General features: G+C 55.4%; 16 protein-coding genes and 2 tRNA genes. 8 read left to right on the top strand and 10 right to left on the bottom strand.

Annotation, left to right across the window (positions count from 1 at the left end; genetic code table 11):
* Positions 1-123 precede the first annotated feature (123 nt).
* The 5 genes from IKB43_02325 to IKB43_02305 all read left to right on the top strand — a co-directional run bounded on the left by IKB43_02325 (position 124) and on the right by IKB43_02305 (position 4,906).
* Positions 124-1,002: an Hsp33 family molecular chaperone HslO gene (locus IKB43_02325; GenBank protein ID MBR2468979.1), complete on the top strand. Its 879-nt coding sequence runs from the start codon at positions 124-126 to the stop codon at positions 1,000-1,002.
* Positions 1,003-1,151: 149 nt separating this feature from the next.
* Positions 1,152-1,769, top strand: a complete 618-nt coding sequence (gene thrH / locus IKB43_02320; GenBank protein MBR2468978.1) for a bifunctional phosphoserine phosphatase/homoserine phosphotransferase ThrH — start codon at positions 1,152-1,154, stop codon at positions 1,767-1,769.
* 5 nt (positions 1,770-1,774) lie between these two features.
* Entirely contained in the window at positions 1,775-2,824 is a 1,050-nt protein-coding gene (locus IKB43_02315) for an acyltransferase family protein (protein MBR2468977.1), read from the top strand.
* A gap of 313 nt (positions 2,825-3,137) precedes the next feature.
* Positions 3,138-3,449 (top strand): YbjQ family protein, encoded by a 312-nt coding sequence (locus IKB43_02310; protein ID MBR2468976.1) that lies wholly within the window; start codon positions 3,138-3,140, stop codon positions 3,447-3,449.
* A 17-nt stretch (positions 3,450-3,466) separates the two neighbouring features.
* Positions 3,467-4,906, top strand: coding sequence for an RNA methyltransferase (locus IKB43_02305; GenBank protein MBR2468975.1), 1,440 nt, complete (start codon positions 3,467-3,469; stop codon positions 4,904-4,906).
* A 191-nt stretch (positions 4,907-5,097) separates the two neighbouring features.
* Here IKB43_02305 and IKB43_02300 read toward each other — a convergent pair whose 3' ends face one another.
* Both IKB43_02300 and IKB43_02295 read right to left on the bottom strand, forming a co-directional pair.
* Positions 5,098-6,105 carry a fibrobacter succinogenes major paralogous domain-containing protein gene (locus IKB43_02300; GenBank protein MBR2468974.1) on the bottom strand — a complete coding sequence of 336 codons (1,008 nt, stop codon included), beginning with the start codon at positions 6,103-6,105 and terminating at the stop codon, positions 5,098-5,100.
* Between the two features lie 1,182 nt (positions 6,106-7,287).
* Positions 7,288-7,360: transfer RNA gene (locus IKB43_02295), tRNA-Gly, on the bottom strand.
* Positions 7,361-7,441: 81 nt separating this feature from the next.
* Here IKB43_02295 and IKB43_02290 point away from each other — a divergent pair.
* Entirely contained in the window at positions 7,442-7,993 is a 552-nt protein-coding gene (locus tag IKB43_02290) for a hypothetical protein (protein MBR2468973.1), read from the top strand.
* Here IKB43_02290 and IKB43_02285 read toward each other — a convergent pair.
* Genes IKB43_02285 through IKB43_02270 form a run of 4 tightly spaced genes read right to left on the bottom strand, consistent with a single transcriptional unit; the run spans position 7,975 to position 11,844 of the window.
* Positions 7,975-8,967 (bottom strand): HAD hydrolase-like protein, encoded by a 993-nt coding sequence (locus IKB43_02285; GenBank protein MBR2468972.1) that lies wholly within the window; start codon positions 8,965-8,967, stop codon positions 7,975-7,977. The two genes, IKB43_02290 and IKB43_02285, sit on opposite strands and share 19 nt — an antisense overlap.
* Positions 8,968-8,981: 14 nt before the next feature.
* The gene (locus IKB43_02280) at positions 8,982-10,265 is read right to left on the bottom strand and encodes a hypothetical protein (GenBank protein MBR2468971.1); all 1,284 of its coding nucleotides are present in this window, start codon (positions 10,263-10,265) and stop codon (positions 8,982-8,984) included.
* Positions 10,258-10,905: a hypothetical protein gene (locus IKB43_02275; GenBank protein MBR2468970.1), complete on the bottom strand. Its 648-nt coding sequence runs from the start codon at positions 10,903-10,905 to the stop codon at positions 10,258-10,260. Before IKB43_02275 ends, IKB43_02280 begins: the two co-directional genes overlap by 8 nt.
* Before the next feature lie 33 nt (positions 10,906-10,938).
* Complete coding sequence (locus IKB43_02270) at positions 10,939-11,844, bottom strand: aspartoacylase (GenBank protein MBR2468969.1); 906 nt, start codon at positions 11,842-11,844, stop codon at positions 10,939-10,941.
* A 253-nt stretch (positions 11,845-12,097) separates the two neighbouring features.
* Between IKB43_02270 and dusA the strand changes: the two genes are divergently transcribed.
* Positions 12,098-13,111, top strand: a complete 1,014-nt coding sequence (gene dusA / locus IKB43_02265; protein MBR2468968.1) for a tRNA dihydrouridine(20/20a) synthase DusA — start codon at positions 12,098-12,100, stop codon at positions 13,109-13,111.
* Between the two features lie 164 nt (positions 13,112-13,275).
* Here the strand turns inward: dusA and priA are convergent, their stop codons facing one another.
* The 3 genes from priA to IKB43_02250 all read right to left on the bottom strand — a co-directional run bounded on the left by priA (position 13,276) and on the right by IKB43_02250 (position 16,419).
* Positions 13,276-15,405 (bottom strand): primosomal protein N', encoded by a 2,130-nt coding sequence (gene priA, locus IKB43_02260; GenBank protein MBR2468967.1) that lies wholly within the window; start codon positions 15,403-15,405, stop codon positions 13,276-13,278.
* Between the two features lie 104 nt (positions 15,406-15,509).
* Positions 15,510-15,583, bottom strand: a tRNA-Pro gene (locus IKB43_02255).
* Between the two features lie 95 nt (positions 15,584-15,678).
* Positions 15,679-16,419, bottom strand: coding sequence for a hypothetical protein (locus tag IKB43_02250; GenBank protein MBR2468966.1), 741 nt, complete (start codon positions 16,417-16,419; stop codon positions 15,679-15,681).
* A 102-nt stretch (positions 16,420-16,521) separates the two neighbouring features.
* Here IKB43_02250 and IKB43_02245 point away from each other — a divergent pair, with 102 nt between their 5' ends.
* The gene (locus IKB43_02245; GenBank protein ID MBR2468965.1) at positions 16,522-17,076 is read left to right on the top strand and encodes a hypothetical protein; all 555 of its coding nucleotides are present in this window, start codon (positions 16,522-16,524) and stop codon (positions 17,074-17,076) included.
* A gap of 84 nt (positions 17,077-17,160) precedes the next feature.
* Here the strand turns inward: IKB43_02245 and IKB43_02240 are convergent.
* On the bottom strand, positions 17,161-17,353 hold a 193-nt coding region (locus IKB43_02240), incomplete at its 5' end, for a hypothetical protein (protein MBR2468964.1).

Genomic DNA, 17,353 nt, shown 5'->3' with positions numbered 1-17,353 from the left:
CCCCCCCTTATTTACCAAAAACACCTTCCAGGACCTTCAAAAACATTCCCGTTTTATGCATTTCTAGTAACTAGTAACTATTAACTAGTCCATAGGGCACAACTACATTTCTATCTTTGTGCCATGAATTTCAAGGACCGCATTATCCGCGCCACGGGCAAGAGAACGCCCTTCCGCCTGATTGTCGTCGACTTGACCGCGACGATGAACGAAATCGGCAAAATGCACAACGCACAGGGTTTCGCCCTGAAACTTTTGGCCGAGAACTCCATCGCAAGCATTTTTTTGAGCGCCTCGCTGAAGTTTCCGGGAACCGTGTCGCTGACCACCCGTTTTGGCGGCGAAATCACGCTGGTGCAGTCGGACACGACGCCCCAGGGCCTGGTGCGTGCCATGATCCCGCAGCCGGAACTCCAGGCTGTTGGCGGTAACGAGCCCGTCCTCATTCCGCAAAGCGTCCGCGTGGTCAAGCTGAACGAGCAGGGCAAACGGGTCCACGAGAGCATCATCGAGGCTCCGTCGGTATCCATGGGCCAGAACTTGGCCACCTACCTCTTGCAGTCGGAGCAGATTCGCTCCGCCGTGGGCATCGAGGCCGCCTTTAACGTCCAGGACCCGAGCAAGCTGGACTACGCCGCCGGTTTCTACATCGAGGCGTTCCCGGACCTGGAAGACAAGGACATCAACCTGATAGAGGTTATCGTGCAGAACCTGCCCAAGTTCTGCGACATGAACACCCCCGAAGGTTTTGACCTGGACGAACTTTTGGACCAGCTGCGGGGCCCCTACGAAATCGACATCGTGAAAGAAATCGACCCCAGGGCCTACTGCCCCTGCAGCCACGAACGCACGGTGGCAACGCTTGCCACCCTCCCCCTTCAGGACCTGCTGGACCTGGAAGCCGAAGGCAAGGACCTGGAAGTCATCTGCGATTTTTGCCGCACCCCGTACCAGATTACGATTGCAGACCTGAGAGAAATTATAAACGAGAGGAAAAAGTGATGAGTTGTCAGTTATGAGTTTTCAGTGTATAGATTGGCGCCAAGGGCGCGAATAATAAAACTCAAGACTCAGAGATGCGTAGCATCGACTCGATACTCATAACTCATAACCCCTAACCCCTAGACCCTAAATCCTAACCCCTAAGCCCTATGTTCACCAAGCAATGTGTCGTTACCCTGGACCTGGAAGGAGTCCTCGCCCCCGAAATCTGGATTGCCGTCGCCGAAAAGACGGGCGTCGCTGACCTGCGCCTGACCACCCGCGACATCCCTAACTACGACGAACTCATGAAGGGCCGCATCAAGATTCTCGACCGCGAAGGCATCAAGCTTTCGGACATCCAGAACGTCATTGCGAACCTGGGCCTGCTGGACGGCGCCCGCGCCTTCATGGACCAGCTCCGGGACGAGACCCAGGTGATTATCCTTTCGGACACTTTCCAGGAATTCGCCTACCCCATCATGAAGAACCTGGGATTCCCCACCATCTTCTGCCATAACCTGGAAGTACAAAACGACCGCATCGTGGGCTACCACCTGCGCCTTACCGACCAGAAAACCAAGGTGGTAAAGCACCTGCAGGACCTGAACTTCAAGGTGTTCGCCTCGGGAGATTCCTTCAACGACACGGGCATGCTCCTGCAGGCCGACAAGGGCTGCTTCTTCTGCGCGCCGGACTCCATCGTGGCCCAGTTCCCGCAGCTGGAGGCCACCAAGACCTACGCCGAGCTGCTGGAAAAGTTCCACCAGTTCCAGGCGACGCTCTAAATGGCATGGAAACGACTCCCGTAAAGCCTAGGGAACTCTACGCCGAAGTCCTTAGAATCATCGCGGCGTTTTCCGTGGTGTTCCAGCATACTGTCACTTCCGCCTGGTACAACATTCCCGTGCGTACCGACGAGTGGATCACCCTGAACTTTTACAACAGCATCGCCCGCTTCGGCGTGGGCGTGTTCATCATGATCAGCGGGGCGTTCATGCTTTCGCCCCGATACGCCCACCCGCCGGAGAAAATCCTCGGCAAGAACCTCACCCGCATCTTGCTTTTGCTGGTGTTCTGGGTCGTCGTCTACGGAACGGTCAACACCTTCGTCGCCGGCGGATCTTTCAAGGACATCTTCGCCACGCCATTTCTGCTTTTTACCAAGCCGCCCACCCACCTGTGGTTTCTCTACACCATCGCGGGGCTCTATATTCTGACACCCCCCATGCGGGTCTTTACCGAACACGCAAGCCACCGGATGATCCTCTACGTCATCGGCATCTTTTTCTGCTTCGGGCTGGTGCTCCCCATGGTGAACCACCTGCTGGAACGCCTCGCCGACTTTACGCTCTACAAGAACATCCGCATCCAGGGATGTACCACCTTCGCGGGCTTCTACCTCACCGGATTCTACATTTCCCACTACGGCCTGAAACCCCTGGCCCGAAAAATACTGTACCTCTCGGCCATTGCCTCCTGGGCCTTCGCCTTCGTCTCCTCCACGTACTTTTCCATCGACCGCTCCAAGCCCAACGAATATTTTCTGGGCAATTTCCAGCCAACCACCTTCCTGATTGCCGCCGCCATTTTCTGCTTTTTCTGTGAACGGTACCGGGGCGTGCTGACCACAAACCGTCGCCTCACCTTCGTTTCGGCCTGCATGCTGGGCGTGTACCTGATTCACCCGCTTTTCATCAAGCTTTTCTACGGACTCGAGCTGTCGCTCCTCACGCCTCACCCCATCGTCGTGGTCCCTGTCGTGGCGGCGGCCGTTTTTGCCGTTTCCCTGCTGGTGACGGCACTTTTCAGGCCCATTTCCTTTTTTAAGAGGTTCTTTTAGAGGGTGCGTACCTATAAAACCGTCCCCAAGGGGCCTTTTATATGCCCCTCTCCCCTTCAAGAGCGCAAAAATGTTACACACAAATTAACAAAAGTACATATAAAACATTCTATTTGATAAGATTTATATGTATTTTTGTGACCCAACCCTCCAAAATAACCACAAACAAATTAACAAAAGGCATATAAAAGCGCACCAAAAAGCACTTTTATAGGCCCGCCACTCCGAAAACAAGCTTTTCTGCCGCCCATATGCCGTCCTGAAGCCGCCGATTTATATATTGTTGCCGTAGGCAAGAAAAAAGGAGGCCTCCATGCAGCTTTACAACACGGACTTTATCACCGGCAAGGAATTCGAGACCCTCCAGTTGGTACGCGGCAGCGTTGTCTTCAGCAAGAACGTGGTCCGCGACGTCTTCGCAGGCCTCAAGACCATCGTAGGCGGCGAAATCGCAGGCTACACCGAGATGCTGAACGACGCCCGCAACATTGCCATCGAGCGCATGGAAAAGCAGGCCCGAGGCATCGGGGCTGACGCCATCATAAATGTCTGTTTCGCCACCGCCTCCGTCATGGCAGGCTCCGCCGAAATCATCGTCTACGGCACCGCCGTCAAGTTCAAGTAAATTCCGCACAGTCCAAAATGCAGGAAAACCTCGAAAAGCGCATCAAGCGGCAAGTCCACGGAAAGTTCCACCGTTTCACCGCCGTCGTGCCCCTTGGCTTCGAGGCGACCCTGGTCCAAGAGCTGCGGCAAATCGGGGTCTCCACCAAAGACGACTCCTTCGAAACAACCGACGGAAAGGTCACCTTCGAGGCCAAACTGACCGAGGCCTGGAAAGCCGTAGCCCTCAGCCGCATCGCCAACCGAGTGCTCATGGACATCGCCTCCTTCAAGGCCGAAAACTTCCGCGAGCTCGAAAAGAAGTCCGCCGAAATCCCCTGGGAGCTTTATTTAGACGAGAGAACGCTCGCAAGCTCGCTACAGACGAAAGACGAAAGAAATAATCCTAGTATCTCAGAACTAGTAACTAGTAACTCGTTGCACATTCACGTCACCTGCAAGCATTCACGGCTCTACCACAGCGATGCCGTAGCGGAACGATTTTACAATGTCTTCAAAGGGGGAAGCCTCCCCCTCGTTCGCACTGCGTCGCTCTCTACCCCCTCTGCGGGGACACCCCGCAACGCCCCACCGCAAGACAAGCCTTCATCGCAAAACATATTCGTCACTCTCATCGACGACCGGTGCACAGTCTCGCTAGACCTTGCCGGAGAAGAACTCTACAAGCGGGGCCACCAGCGTTTTGTCAACGACGCACCCCTAAAGGAGACCATCGCCGCCGCTATGCTCCTCGAGGCAATCCATTGCTCAAAGGGCGAAGCCCGACCTCATACCTCTAAGCCCGACACGTCGGGCGACCTCACCACTCTCATAGACCCCATGGCAGGCAGCGGCACCTTCAGCCTAGAGGCTGCCTACATGGCAAACGGGATCATTCCCGGAAAGTGTCGTGACTTTGCCCTCAAGCACCAGCCCGCTTTCAAAGAAGCTACGTGGAACTACCTGACCCGCGTCATCCAGAGCGGCGAAGCCGCGAAGGATCCAGTCCAAAATCACGATTCATCAATAATCAAAATTCTCACAAGCGACATTTCAGAACGGGCCGTCAAAATCATCAGGCATAACGTGGAGTGCAGTCCCCTCGCAAAAATCGAGCCAACTCCCATCGCACCGCAGCAGAAGGACTTTTTCAGCTACACGCCCGAAGAAATTTCAAACATCGGGCACGATACCTCAAACGGCAGCAGAAACGCCAGAGTAATCATCGTGCTGAACCCGCCCTACGGAAAGCGCCTGGACGCAAATGCCCCAGCACTCTACGCCCGCATAGGCAAGAAACTTTCGGAACTTGCGCAGGGAATTGTGTGTCCTTTGGTCGTCGCCATTCTTGCGCCCAAGGGCGCCTGCACCGACAACCTTCTAAAGAATTGCCCCGCCCTGGCTACACCCGACACAAAACAGATAAAAACCAGCCACGGCGGCATTACGCTGAACTGCTTTGTCGGGAAAATTTTCTAGTCCTGGCGCTACTTCGTAGCGCGGACCACTGCGTCTCGGAAATCAGCACGACGCTTCTTGATTCCCTCGTCCCTAGATCCTAGATCCTAACCCCTAGCCTCTATACTCTAGTCCTGGCGCTACTGCGTAGCGCGGACCACTGCGTCTCGGTCATGGAAATGAGCGCACTCATTTCCTTGACGCTCGACTTGCTAGTCCTTGAGACAACGAACAGAAAACCCGAAGTTCTTGAGGCCGTAGTTCAGGTTCACATTGTCGTCGCCGTAGTACAAACCCATGGTGTACGCGTCGAGGCTGCCGCCCTCAGTAGAACTCCAGAAGTTCGCGTAGTCGCCCTCGTAGTCGTAATCTCCAATACCATACCTGAGGCCGGCAGGAAGCGCCGAGAACCCGAAGGTATCTGTTCCGTTGCCGCTATCACTCCAGCCTGTCACGAACTTGAGCTTGGTGCCTGCCGTAGAAGAGCCTCCCACCGCCGTGGACAGGGCGTCCCATTCATCATAGCTTGGCAGATGCCAGCCCTTGGGGCAGACACCCCGAACAGGGTATGTCGGTGAGCATATCTTGCCATAATAGCCGCAACCCTTGCCGTTCGTGCTCCACGTGCCAACGCTGTCCATGGCCGCAGCCCAGGTGTAAAGGCGGCCGTACTTGGCGCAGTTGGCTGGGTCGTTGTCGTAGCACCAACTGGTGGAATCGGAGGTGTAAGTTTCGTCAAAGTATTCCTCATAAAAGCGATATGGGACGCCAGTGTAGGCGTAGTTCAGGTTCTCCGCCATCCACACCTGGTCACCGATTTTCACGGTCCTGTAGGTCTGTCCGTCGCGGGTGTCGGTAAGCGTGCCGGTGACCACGTCGTTGGTGCTGGCGTCGCTGCTGCCGCCGGGAACGCTTGCAGAAGAGCCTTCACCGCTGCCGGAACTTTCGACATCTTCGGAACTACTGGATTCCGGTTCTTCCGAACTGCTGGACGCTTCCTCCGAGCTGGACTCCGGTTCTTCCGAACTGCTGGACGCTCCCTCCGAGCTGGATTCCGGTTCTTCGGAGCTGCCAGACGAATTGCCTTCGGAGTTGCCAGACGAATTGCCTTCGGAGCTGCCGGAACTTTCACCACCTTCGGAGCCAGACGACTCGCCTTCGCTACCTTCGGAGCCGTTGGAATTTAGATCTTCGGAATCGCTGGACTCAGCACCATCCATTTCACTGGAACTTGACGATTCATCTAAACTGTCAGCACTCGAACCGCTGTCACCACCGCAGGCGGCGAGCAATGCGGCGCACAAGGTCGCAAACGTGACGTCAAGGAAAAGCTTTTTCATGTCCAATCCTTTTGAGAAGGTTGTTTGTATGCAATCTATATAAAATTCTCGGGAATATCAAATGAAGAAAGTGTGAAATGCAGGGAAAGAGGAGAGATCCCCGACCAAGTCGGGGATGACATCTCGGGGGAAACTCGCAGGGACTAACAGTCACAAGAGTTTCCGCCTGCAATAACAGGTCGGACCTGTAGTAAATATTCTTACCCGAAAAAACACTTGTAGTCCAGAGCCAACGCTAGTTTTTTGACCGAGATGAGTGCTTCCCGAGAGAACAGTCGAACGAAGTGATTCTGCTCTCTCGGGATGTACACATCGAGGGAAAGATTTGTTAAAAACGGCCCGGGGTGACAATGGGATGGGAAAGGAGATCCCCGCCTTCGCGGGGATGACAAGAGGGATCGCGGGGATGACAAGGAAGGATGCGGGGATGACATCTCGGGGAAAACTCGCAGGGACTAACAGTCACAAGAGTTTCCGCCTGTTGTAACTGCTCGAACCTATAGTAAATATTCTTACCCGAAAAAGCACTTGTATGCCAAAGCCAACGCTTGTTTTTTGACCGAGATGTGTGCTTCCCGAGAGAGCAGTCGAACGAAGTGAATCTGCGAGCGAGGGATGCATACATTGAGGGTAAGATTTGTTAAAGGATATGCCCGGTCGTAGTTCGGCAGGCTCACCAACCTTAGGCCGGGGTGACAATGGGATGGAAAAAAAAGAAGAGGCCCCCAGGGGACCTCTTCTTTTTCGAGCGGGAAAAGGGGTTGTTGTCAATCAGACACCGCTTCGCGGCTGATTGCCAACCCTATCGGGCTCGATGCTCGCTTATGAAACCGCAAAGTCTAAAAGCATCATGAAAATATTTGGTATAGACTTTGCTCTCACAACCGCCCCTGTTTAATAACAGGGGCTTTGTTGTTCACACTCGCATCAAGCTCAAAAATTGCCTATTTCATGGGCAACGTTGTGCCCACGGCAATTTTGTGCCGAGCCCTCTTCTCGGGCTCGACCCCACCTTCTCAAAAAATATAATGGCCCAGCTTCGCCAGGCCATTATATTTTTCGAGCGGGAAAAGGGGTTCGAACCCTCGACATCGACCTTGGGAAGGTCGCGCTCTACCAACTGAGCTACTCCCGCGAGAGTTTTCCAAATTTAATAAAAAAACGCACCCTGTAAAGGGATTCGCCCCGCCAAAGATATTTTTTCTATCATTGGGGCATGGTTATTTCCCGCTTTACACGGGCCTTCCTGCCCGCAACACTACTCGCCCTCGGGCTTGCCACCCTTTCCCATGCCGAAGAAAAATCCCTGTGGCAAAAGTTCAAGGACTTTTTCTCCCCCATGCCCACCGTCGAGGGCGAAGGCCCCGAATACGACAAGCTCCGGGAGCTAGACAAGAGGATCAACACCCTAGAAGGCAAATACTCCCGGGAACGCAGGCCGAACAACAAAGCCAACATCAAGAAAGAACTGGATGCACTCAAAGCCGAACGGGCCACCCTGGAAGAACAAATCCGGAAGAACCCGCCACAACCGTCCAGTTCAGCAGCAGCACCACAGAGCGAAGTTCCAACCTGCAAGACCGATACCGTCTTTGTGCGGGATACTGTAGTCGTCCACGACGTCGTTCACGACACCCTCTATGTGATTGTGGCAGACAAGAAAGCGGAAAGCTCGGCACCTGTCACACCAGCCGTAGAGCCCTCCACTCCGGCATCGGATTCGACCTCTCAAGACTCTACAAGCAATCCTCAGCCCGGCACCAAGTAGTAATCCGGCCGCACGCCAAGGGCGATTTCGTCATCCCGCAAGGTTTCCGTAGGTACGTTCCGCCCTACCACCAGGGCGGCATCAAAGCCTGCAATCTTTGCTCCATAAACATCCGTCCCGATGGTATCGCCTATCATCAGCACCCGCGCACCCGAAGGGAGCGAACGACGGACTTTTTCCCAGATGGCCGGGAAGGGCTTTCCCAAATAGCAGGTCCTGCAGCCGGAGGCTACCCGCAGGCGTTCCGCCAGCGTGCCGGACACGGCGCTCCGGCTGCCGTCTATCTTCGGAGCCCAGGCGTCGGGATTCAGCACCAGCAGCAAGCCATCGGAGCGCCGCAAGATCTCTACCGCCCGCTCGAACATTTCCTCCGTAGCCGTGTAAGACGACACCGCCACCACAGGGTCCTCCGGATTTTCGGCGGCAGCCATTCCCGCCTGGGCAAGCACGTTCACGCCGGTATCCCGACCGATGTAATAAACTTCGCGGACAGTCCGTTCCAGAGGCTCGCCGATTCTCGGACCATCAGCCGGCCCGCGTTTCTGCCCAGAAAACCCCACAAAATCAAAAACACCCACGGGCTCACCCCGAGACAGGTCCACAAGCAAGCCGCCCGAGGAAATAGTTTCTTCCGCCGTAAAATCAAAGCCCCGGGCCCCTGCGTCTGCCGCCAGGAACTCGTCGGTGTTGGAGGCCGCGTTGGTCACCAGGCGCAAGTGCTTGCCCGCCGCCCGCAAAGCATGGTACCACTCCATGGCTCCGGGGTAAACAAAGTCCCCGCGGTTGTATAGCGTTCCGTAGCCATCGAAACAGAAGGCGTCATAGCCGTCCAGGATTTCAGACAAAGTAACTTGACGCGGTTCAGACCTCAACTCCGGTCTAGACCCAAGTCGCAATCCTGAACCAAATTCAGGCAAATACGGTTCCATAAAGGATTGGTACCCTTTATAGATTTTCGTCTCTTCCAAGTCCATGGGAAAAGCAGGCCCTAGCGACGGACCACCCCGAACACGTAGGATGCCGTGGCGTCCGAGCCGTTCCGAAACACGGCCTTTCCGTCGTATTCCACCAGGGCTGTCACGTTGGCGATATAGACGCCCGTAGAAACCCGACGGCCGTGACTGTCCATAAAGTTCCAGCGGAGGGAGAGCTGCGTGGGTTTGCCGCCCAGGCGTTCGTCGTTTCCGGCAATGTCTGCTCGGGTTCCCACCACATAGGCGCCCAGGTTCGTGTAGATGCGGATGTCGAAGCGGACCTTCAGTTTTGACAAACTAACAGGCGTCTTTTCGTCCATCTTCAAAATTTCACGGAGGGCGTTTTCGAATTCTTCGCCCAGCACGTCCATGTAAACGCCCCAGGCCGTATCCCGTGCGGATTCTACAGGCAGAGGCTGGAAGTTCAGCTGGAAAATCGGGAGGCCCGCGCCTTCGGCACCTGCGCCATGCCTAGAGGCGCTATCTACCGCCATGGAGGGCACCACCACCTCGAAAGGAGAATAGCCTGTCAACGACGAGAACTGGGAGACCTTCGAAACCGCATTCCCGCTGGTATCCTCGACGCAACCGTTCACCAGCCGCAAGGAATCCCGGAAATTCAGCGCATCGGCAGAGACCTTCTTGTCCAGAACGAACACGGCGGAATTCATCCAGAAATTCCAGCGGATTTCGTCTGTCTTGAGTTTGCGAACCTTGCCGTCTTTTGCGCTCTTGTATTCCAGCAGGGCCGGGCAGCCGGGAACCGTTCGGACCGTTTCCGAAAACAGCACCGTCAGGGAATCGTTGGACTTGCCCCGCATGTTTCTCAGGTAGGCCGACATGATGGCAGGCGCCATGGCGTCTTTCAGGGCCACGGGATACATGGAACCGTCCCGCAGGTACAAAAGCGCCGAACCGTAGATGGCGGCAGAAAACTCCATGGTAGAAAGGGCCGTCAGCAGGCGGAAACCATTCTGCATCCCTTTCAGGTCAACTATGAGGCTGCGCTTGTTGGCCGGGTTCAGCTGGAACTTGCCTGCAGCCACGGTGTAGTGCTTGGCCGCTCCCGAAGAATCAATCCATTCGAAGGTGAGGCTGTCCAGCATGGAGGACACGTATTCCTTGGTCAAGTTTCCCAGGAAACGAATTTCCATCTGGTCCATGCGGCCGTCGCCGTCGGTATCCCGGACAAAGTTCTGCTGGGTGCTGGGCGGTATGGGGCTCTGAATAAAGGCTGCAAAGGCCCCGCCGAAAAGCAGGGACATTCCGAGCATTACCTTTGTCAAAAACCTACGCATCACTCCTCAATATACCATAATCCCTGCCCTCTACGGGAATCACCAGCTGCATTTTGGACAGAGTTTCGATGTGTTTTTCGAAAACGGCCTTGAAATCCTCCCCCAAGACCTCTTCGTCGTCGTGGTCCAGGTTGTAAGAAGTGTAGCTTGCGTCGGGGAAAATGGAGATACAGCAGTCCCAGGTGATGTCCCCTTCTTCCTCCTCCTGGTCGTCGTCCCGGTCCTTGCTTTCTAGCATGAGCATAGGGCGCGGGGCTGCGATGGGGTCGGCGTGTCCGTTCTCGTAGATAAAGTAATTGCGGCTAATCAGTTCGTGTTCCAGGGCCATGGTGCTGGGCACGCGCTCGAATTCACCACGGAGCCTGCGGATGTTCCCCAGGTCGTCTTCGTAGGGGTCCTGGAAATCCTGGGGCAGCACCACCTGGTGGTAGTCGAACTTCTTGCCGCTGGCGGCGTAGTTGTCCAGCCAGGACTGGGGCGGTTCCGGACGCAGGGTCAAAAAATCCTCGAAGGAATCCAGAATGTCCTGGAGGCGGGACTCCCAGGGCTTGGTCTTTTCGGCCTGGACCAGTTCCATGAAATTTTTTAAGCGTTCTTCCCCCGGAACCATGGAAAGTTCTGCACTGGGCACGCTGTTCATATCAAATTCAGCCATAAAATCTCTCGTCTGTAATCACCACTCCTCCACGGTCCTTACCGTAAGGCTCATGGCGATGTCCTTCTCGTAATAGGCGGGTTCGTTGATAAAGATGGGCCACACACTCTCGCGTCCGTCAGCCTCGCCCTGGTACAGAATGTCCTTGCCGTCGAAGGTGCGGAACAACTTGTCGCCCTTTTTCAGCTCGCCAAAGTCACGACCCAACAAGTCGGGATGGATCATGGCCTCGATGGGGGCTCCCGCCCAGGCCTTGGGATAACCCAGGTCCCGAAGTTGCGTAAACACTTCCACCTGGATGGGAGCACGCTTCTGCAGTTCCCCACGGTTCCAATCCTCCGCAAGTTCCAGGTAACGCCTCACAAGACTTTCCGATTCCTCGAACAGGCGGGCATCCAGGGTGCCGTGCTGCTGGGGGCCAATCTCGATGCACACGTCGGCCTTGGCCACCGTGCCAAAGTAAGGCGACATGCTCCGTTCTTCGGGCTGGTAGTAAATCCAGGCGTCCTTGAATTCCTGAGTCAGCACTGCGGAGGCTTTCATGGTGAAGGGGTCCCGTGCCGAAAGAATCAGGCACAGCCCCATGTTCGCCCCCGTATTGTGCACGTCCAGCAACAGGTCCGTCTTTGTGCCTGTTCCCTTGGGGCCGTAGATGCGGTTCAGTTCCCGGGCACGGCGGAACTCGTATTCCTCAGGTTCAGCGCTCATGTCCAGGCACACCTGTGAAAAAGCCCTGTTCAAATCGTGGTCGCGATACCGCCTGTTCAGCCGAACCGCCTCCGGGTTCGAAAGCACCAGTTCCACCTTGGCGCTTGGGCAACAGGAGCTGTAGCATTCGGGGTGTTCCATCCACTTTTCCACCAGGCGGACACCTGTCCTCTCGTTTCCGTGGGTCCCGCCCGCTACGACAATGTTTTTAATCAGGCTCATGGTAAGCATTATAGAAAAATGGCTAGTGTTTGGCGGGCGAAATGAGCTGTGAGTTATGGGTTATGGGTTATGAGTTATGAGTTATGAGTTATGAGTTGTGAGTTGTGGGTTGTGAGGAGTGAGGTTCAAGGCACGAGGCGCAAGGATGACAAATCTTGAGACCCGCTTTACTAGGCCCTAGATCCTAGCCCCTAACCCCTAGATCCTAGCCCCTAGATCCTATCCCCTAATTACTATCTTTTCCCCCATGGACCTGGATTTCAACCGACGGCTTTCTATCGCCCCCATGCTGGACTGCACCGACCGTCACGAGCGGTATTTTTTGCGGTTGATTTCCAAGAACATCCTGCTCTACAGCGAGATGGTGGTATCTACAGGACTTTTGCACTGCAAGGACCCGGAACTGTTCCTGGGCCACGAAGACTGCGAAATGCCCGCGGTGCTCCAGCTGGGCGGAAGCGACCCTGCAGAACTTGCTGCGGCAAGCAAGATGGTGGAACGCGCAGGCTTTGGCGAAGTGAACCTGAACTGCGGATGCCCTTCGGACCGGGTGCAGAACGGGAACTTCGGTGCCTGCCTCATGAAGGACAAGAACCTGGTGGCGGACTGTTTCAAGGCCATGCAGGATGCCGTCTCCATCCCCGTCTCTATCAAGTGCCGCATCGGCGTAGATGAATTCGACAGTTGGGAATTTTTCCGGGACTTTGTCGGGACTATCGCTGACGCAGGCTGCCGCGTTTTCATTATTCACGCCCGCAAGGCCTGGCTCAAGGGGCTCAGTCCCAAGGAGAACCGGGAAGTTCCGCCGTTGAAATATGAATTTGTTCACAATTTAAAGGCAGAAATGCCCCACTTGAACATTTCCATCAACGGCGGCATCAAGACCTTGGACCAGGTAGAAGAACAGCTGAAAGACCTGGACGGCGTGATGGTGGGCCGCGAATCCTACGAGAATCCCTGGTTCCTGCGGGATGCCGACGAGAGAATATTCTGTGATGGGAGATTCCCGGCCAAGCCGGGAATGACAAAAGAAGGGAAGCCCGCGTCCCGCAAGGCGATTCTCGAAGCCTACCTGCCCTACGTGGAAAAGGAATTTTCCAAAGGGACTCCTGCCACAATTCTCACCCGCCACCTCTACGGACTGTTCACCGGACTCCCCGGCGCCCGCAAGTTCCGGCAGGTCTTGAGCCAGGAAGCCCCCAAAACAAAAGACGCCGCCGAAATGCTCCGACGAGCCATGGACCTGGTTGTAGAAGAATAACTGCAGGGCACCTCTAAGAAATTGCTTTGATGAGAAAATTTGAGCGAAACCGAGTGCAGGCAGGAACGAAAAGTGGCGAATACTGGAGGTATTTGTCACTTTGAGTGACGAAACTGCACGATGCGTTGCAGCCAAATTTTTGAAAATGAATTTTTAGAGGTGACCTACTCTATCTCCACCTTCACATCTACCCCGGGGGCAAAAGCCTTGGGATTGTTCACCACAGGCCCGAGCACGCTCCGCACAGCGTTCAGGTCCTGGGTTTTCAGGTAGAGCCTGCTCCAGTGCACGTTCTGCACCACAGGCACAAAGGCCTCCACAGGCCCAAGCACCGTCAGGGTCTTTTCCTTTTTGCACAGGGCCTCAAGCTTTGACAGAGCCCCGTTCAGGGCCGATTCGTCACGACTCCCGACAGAGACGGACACCAGCTTGCAGAAGGGCGGATAGAGCGCCGCCTTCCGGTTTAAAAGTTCACTCCGGGCAAAACCCGCATAGTCGTGGTTCAGGGCGAACTGCATTATGGGTTCCGCAGGATTCATGGTCTGTATCAGGACTCGGCCGCCGCCCTGGGCGCGGCCTGCACGGCCGGCCGTCTGGCTCAACAGCTGGAACAGCCGTTCCGTCCCGCGAAAATCGGGAATGCCAAGCCCGCTGTCGGCCCCGACGATCCCAACAAGACGCACTCCCGGAAAGTCGTGGCCCTTGGCCACCATCTGGGTGCCCAGCAGAATGTTGTGTTCCCGGTTCCTGAAAGACTCCAGAATCTTTTCCACGGAACCTACGTTTTGAGTGGTGTCCCGGTCCATACGGACCACGTTCGCCCCCGGAATCCACTGCACAATTTCTTCTTCTAGCTTTTCGATGGCGCCACCCACGTATTCATAGGTCTCCGCCCCGCAGGAATGACAGCAGGTGTTTTCAGGATAGATGCTGTTGCAGTAATGGCACAGGAGCCCGCGGTACTGCCGGTGGTAAACCAAGGGCACATGGCAATGCTTGCAGTAGAGCGTCTCGCCGCAGCTGCTGCACACCCGAATTTTGGAATATCCACGGCGGTTCATGAGCACAATGGCCTGCTCCCCAGCCGAAACGCATTCCGTCAGGGCCTCCCGCAACTCCGGCGACATGAGGATTCCCTTCTGCTGCCGGACCTCCCCCATGTCAATAATCTTTACATCGGGCAGGGGCGCCGCCGTAGCCCGCTTTTTCAGGGAAAGTAGCTCCAGGTGACCCTGGTTCGCGTTATAAAAAGTTTCTAGGGCCGGCGTGGCAGACCCGAGCACCACCAGGGCCCCGTACTTGTGGGCCAAATGGAAGGCCAGTTCCCGCGTGTGGTAGCGGGGAGCCGGGTCCTGCTGCTTGAAGGAACTGTCGTGCTCCTCGTCCAGAACCACCACATCAAAGTTGAAAGGCGCAAGGATGGCGCTCCGGGTCCCGAGAACCACACGGGCCTCCCCCTTCAGCACGGACACATAGGCGGAGCGCTTCTTGGGGGCCGAAAGGGCGGAATGCAGCACCTGCACGGGCACGCCCAGAAAACTCTCGAACCGCCCCGCCGTCTGGGGCGTTAGGCCTATTTCGGGCACGAGAATCAAGACCTTGAGTCCCCGGCTGAGAGCCACGCGGGCCAGTTCCTGATAGACACGGGTCTTGCCGCTGCCGGTGACCCCGTGCAAAAGCGCCCCGCGAAAACCGTTCCCTTCTAAGCGGGCCACCAAAGCGTTCAACGCCACCTGCTGCTCGTCTGTCAGGGGCGCGGCACCTTCCAAACCAGCCAAAGTTTCACCCGTACCAACCGGTGCAACTTCCGTGCCAACATCGGCGCCATTCATGCCCGAAGCTGCACCCAAGGCAACACCATTCGTACCCGAAGCCGCAACTTCCGTGCCAGCATCGGCAGCGACAGCGTCCAGATACTTCCCGAAATCCGAGGGCCAGAACACGTCCAGGGCCTTCATGGGAGTACTTATATAGTAGCGTGCCACCCATTCCAGGGCGTCCATATACCGCTCGTTAAAGACATAGCCCGAAGCATGGGGGTAGGCACACCGCACGTCAAAGGCGGGCCGTTCCCGGCTTACACGGGAAACCAGGGCCAGCAGGGGGTTCTTGCGGGTGGCAAACTGCACCCAGACCACGCTTCCCCGTTCAACTTTTGCGCCTTCGGGAACGCCGTAGGTATACACCGACGGAGCCAGCGGGATATAGACCTCGCAAAAAAGTTCCAGTTCCTGGGACTTCCGCTTGCGGCCAACCTCCAGAGGGGCCTCGGTCTTTGGTATGCGTTTTGCCACCCTACTCCTTAAACTTGCTCCTTAAATATTCCGCGGCGCTCCGTACCAAAGAAACGCCTTTTCAACAAAATAGAAAAGACCCGCTACAAAAGCGGGCCTTTTTATCGGGATGACTGAATTCGAATCAGCGACCTCTTGAACCCCATTCAAGCGCTCTACCAGGCTGAGCTACATCCCGAGACTCTTACGAGTGCACCAAAGTTAGTTAAAGTCTCCCCTTTTTTCAAGGCGAAATTGCGAAAAAACAGAATTTTTCGCGCTTTTTAGGCCGGACTACTCCTTCCAGTAGCCCACAATCAGCACCTCAGGGGTGGCCTTGGGGTGCTTTTTGCTCTTGAAGCCCACAATCTTGCGGATGCTCCTCTGCTTTAGCTCCAGACCTTCACGCAAAAGTCCCTTTGTGGTAAGAGTCACCTTGAGGCCCGGGACCTTGCCCCCTTCCTTGATCTGGTCCAGCTTGTCCACGTTCAGCATCACGGGCTTGGACGTCATGGAAAATTCCCGCAGGGCGGCGGAGTCCAGAGCCAGGTCCGGCCGTTCCTTCTTGTCGGTCTCCCACACGTAGAACGTCCATGACCGCTTTTCGCCCTTGGCGTAGAATCCCGTATCAAAAAGCTTTTCGCCAAAGAAGATGGGGGCCTTCACGAAACCGTCCAGGGTTGCCGTATAGGGTGTACCGTCGGTGCCGACCATCACCACCACGGGGTTGATCTGGCCATCCATGCCCGCAAAATCCATGTCGAACTCGATGGCAACCGCAGCACCCTTGGCTATCTTCTTGGGGAACTTGAAGTTGGACATGCCAACTCCCTGGCCCATGACGCTTTCCAGGTTGATTTCTTTTCCGGAGACATTGGCGCCCTTGAGCACCACATGCTTTACCTCCCCCTGATCAGCCTGGCCAATGGGGTAAGGTTCCGGAACAAAGCGGATGTTGTCGTCGGCAAAGGCGACAGAAGAGACCGCGGCAAATGTGATAGCCGCCACACACAGACACTTGGATAAATTCTTCATAGTGATAAATATAACATTTTCGACCTGTTTTCGCCCACTTTCGCACACAACACCCCAAAATAACTTATATTGAATGTGAAAACCAAAATCAGGAGAAACACCATGAAAAAGATTATCGCCCTTCTGGCATTCGCCCTGTTCATTGTCGGTTGCGCAGGCACTCCCCAAGAACAATCCGCAAGCAAGATGATGAAGATGCAGAAAGAAAAGCAGGAACTGATGGATAAAGGCGTCACGGCCGGTCTCGGCGTCGGCGAATCCAAGTCCGAACAGCTGGCCTACGACGAAGCCGACCTGAATGCCCGCACCGATGTGGCCCGTGCCGTGGAATCCAAGGTAGAAGCCTTTATCCGCAACTACCAAGAAGAAGTAGGCGACGAACTCACCCAGCACAAGGAAGAGGCCAAAAAGAACGTCGTTTCCGACATGCAGAACGGCGTCAGCATAATCAAGATGGACATGGAAGTCACCGAAGCGGGTAAGTTCAAGGTCTACGCCATCGCCGCCATGGACCCAGAAGCCTTCAAGAAGGCCTTCGAAGCCGCTCTGACCGCCCAGAAAATCAATGTGGAACGCGCCCGCGCCATGAAAGGTTATGCCGACCTAGATAAAGCCGCAGCGGCTCTTGACCAGTACAAGGCCAGCCAGAGGCAGTAGCCTACTCTAAACTAGACATTTTCCCCTGACCGCAGCACTCGGTGCCATGCGGTCTTTTTCATATATGCAGGCTTTCTCAGCCAATCAACCACATATTTTTGTATATTTGCCGCGCCCAAATAAGAAGAAGAGGGCGCCTCTAAAAATTGCTTTGATAAAAAGAATTTGAGCGAAACCGAGCGCAGGCAGGAACGAAAAGTGGTGAATACTGGAGGTCTTTACCACTTTGAGTGACGAAACTGCGCGATGTGTTGCAGCCAAATTTTTGAAAATGAAT

It is taken from the genome of Fibrobacter sp. (genome assembly GCA_017503015.1).
Taxonomy (GTDB): domain Bacteria; phylum Fibrobacterota; class Fibrobacteria; order Fibrobacterales; family Fibrobacteraceae; genus Fibrobacter.
The sequence above is the reverse complement of the archived record's forward strand: the minus strand, read 5'-3'. Positions and strand labels throughout refer to the sequence as shown.

Excerpts from the sequence above, each read along its gene's own strand:
- IKB43_02325 (MBR2468979.1), top strand. The coding sequence starts at position 124 with ATGAATTTCAAGGACCGCATTATCCGCGCCACGGGCAAGAGAACGCCC.
- thrH (MBR2468978.1), top strand. The coding sequence starts at position 1,152 with ATGTTCACCAAGCAATGTGTCGTTACCCTGGACCTGGAAGGAGTCCTC.
- IKB43_02315 (MBR2468977.1), top strand. The coding sequence starts at position 1,775 with ATGGAAACGACTCCCGTAAAGCCTAGGGAACTCTACGCCGAAGTCCTT.
- IKB43_02310 (MBR2468976.1), top strand. The coding sequence starts at position 3,138 with ATGCAGCTTTACAACACGGACTTTATCACCGGCAAGGAATTCGAGACC.
- IKB43_02305 (MBR2468975.1), top strand. The coding sequence starts at position 3,467 with ATGCAGGAAAACCTCGAAAAGCGCATCAAGCGGCAAGTCCACGGAAAG.
- IKB43_02300 (MBR2468974.1), bottom strand. The coding sequence starts at position 6,105 with ATGGATGGTGCTGAGTCCAGCGATTCCGAAGATCTAAATTCCAACGGC.
- IKB43_02290 (MBR2468973.1), top strand. The coding sequence starts at position 7,442 with ATGGTTATTTCCCGCTTTACACGGGCCTTCCTGCCCGCAACACTACTC.
- IKB43_02285 (MBR2468972.1), bottom strand. The coding sequence starts at position 8,967 with ATGGACTTGGAAGAGACGAAAATCTATAAAGGGTACCAATCCTTTATG.
- IKB43_02280 (MBR2468971.1), bottom strand. The coding sequence starts at position 10,265 with ATGCGTAGGTTTTTGACAAAGGTAATGCTCGGAATGTCCCTGCTTTTC.
- IKB43_02275 (MBR2468970.1), bottom strand. The coding sequence starts at position 10,905 with ATGAACAGCGTGCCCAGTGCAGAACTTTCCATGGTTCCGGGGGAAGAA.
- dusA (MBR2468968.1), top strand. The coding sequence starts at position 12,098 with ATGGACCTGGATTTCAACCGACGGCTTTCTATCGCCCCCATGCTGGAC.
- IKB43_02250 (MBR2468966.1), bottom strand. The coding sequence starts at position 16,419 with ATGAAGAATTTATCCAAGTGTCTGTGTGTGGCGGCTATCACATTTGCC.
- IKB43_02245 (MBR2468965.1), top strand. The coding sequence starts at position 16,522 with ATGAAAAAGATTATCGCCCTTCTGGCATTCGCCCTGTTCATTGTCGGT.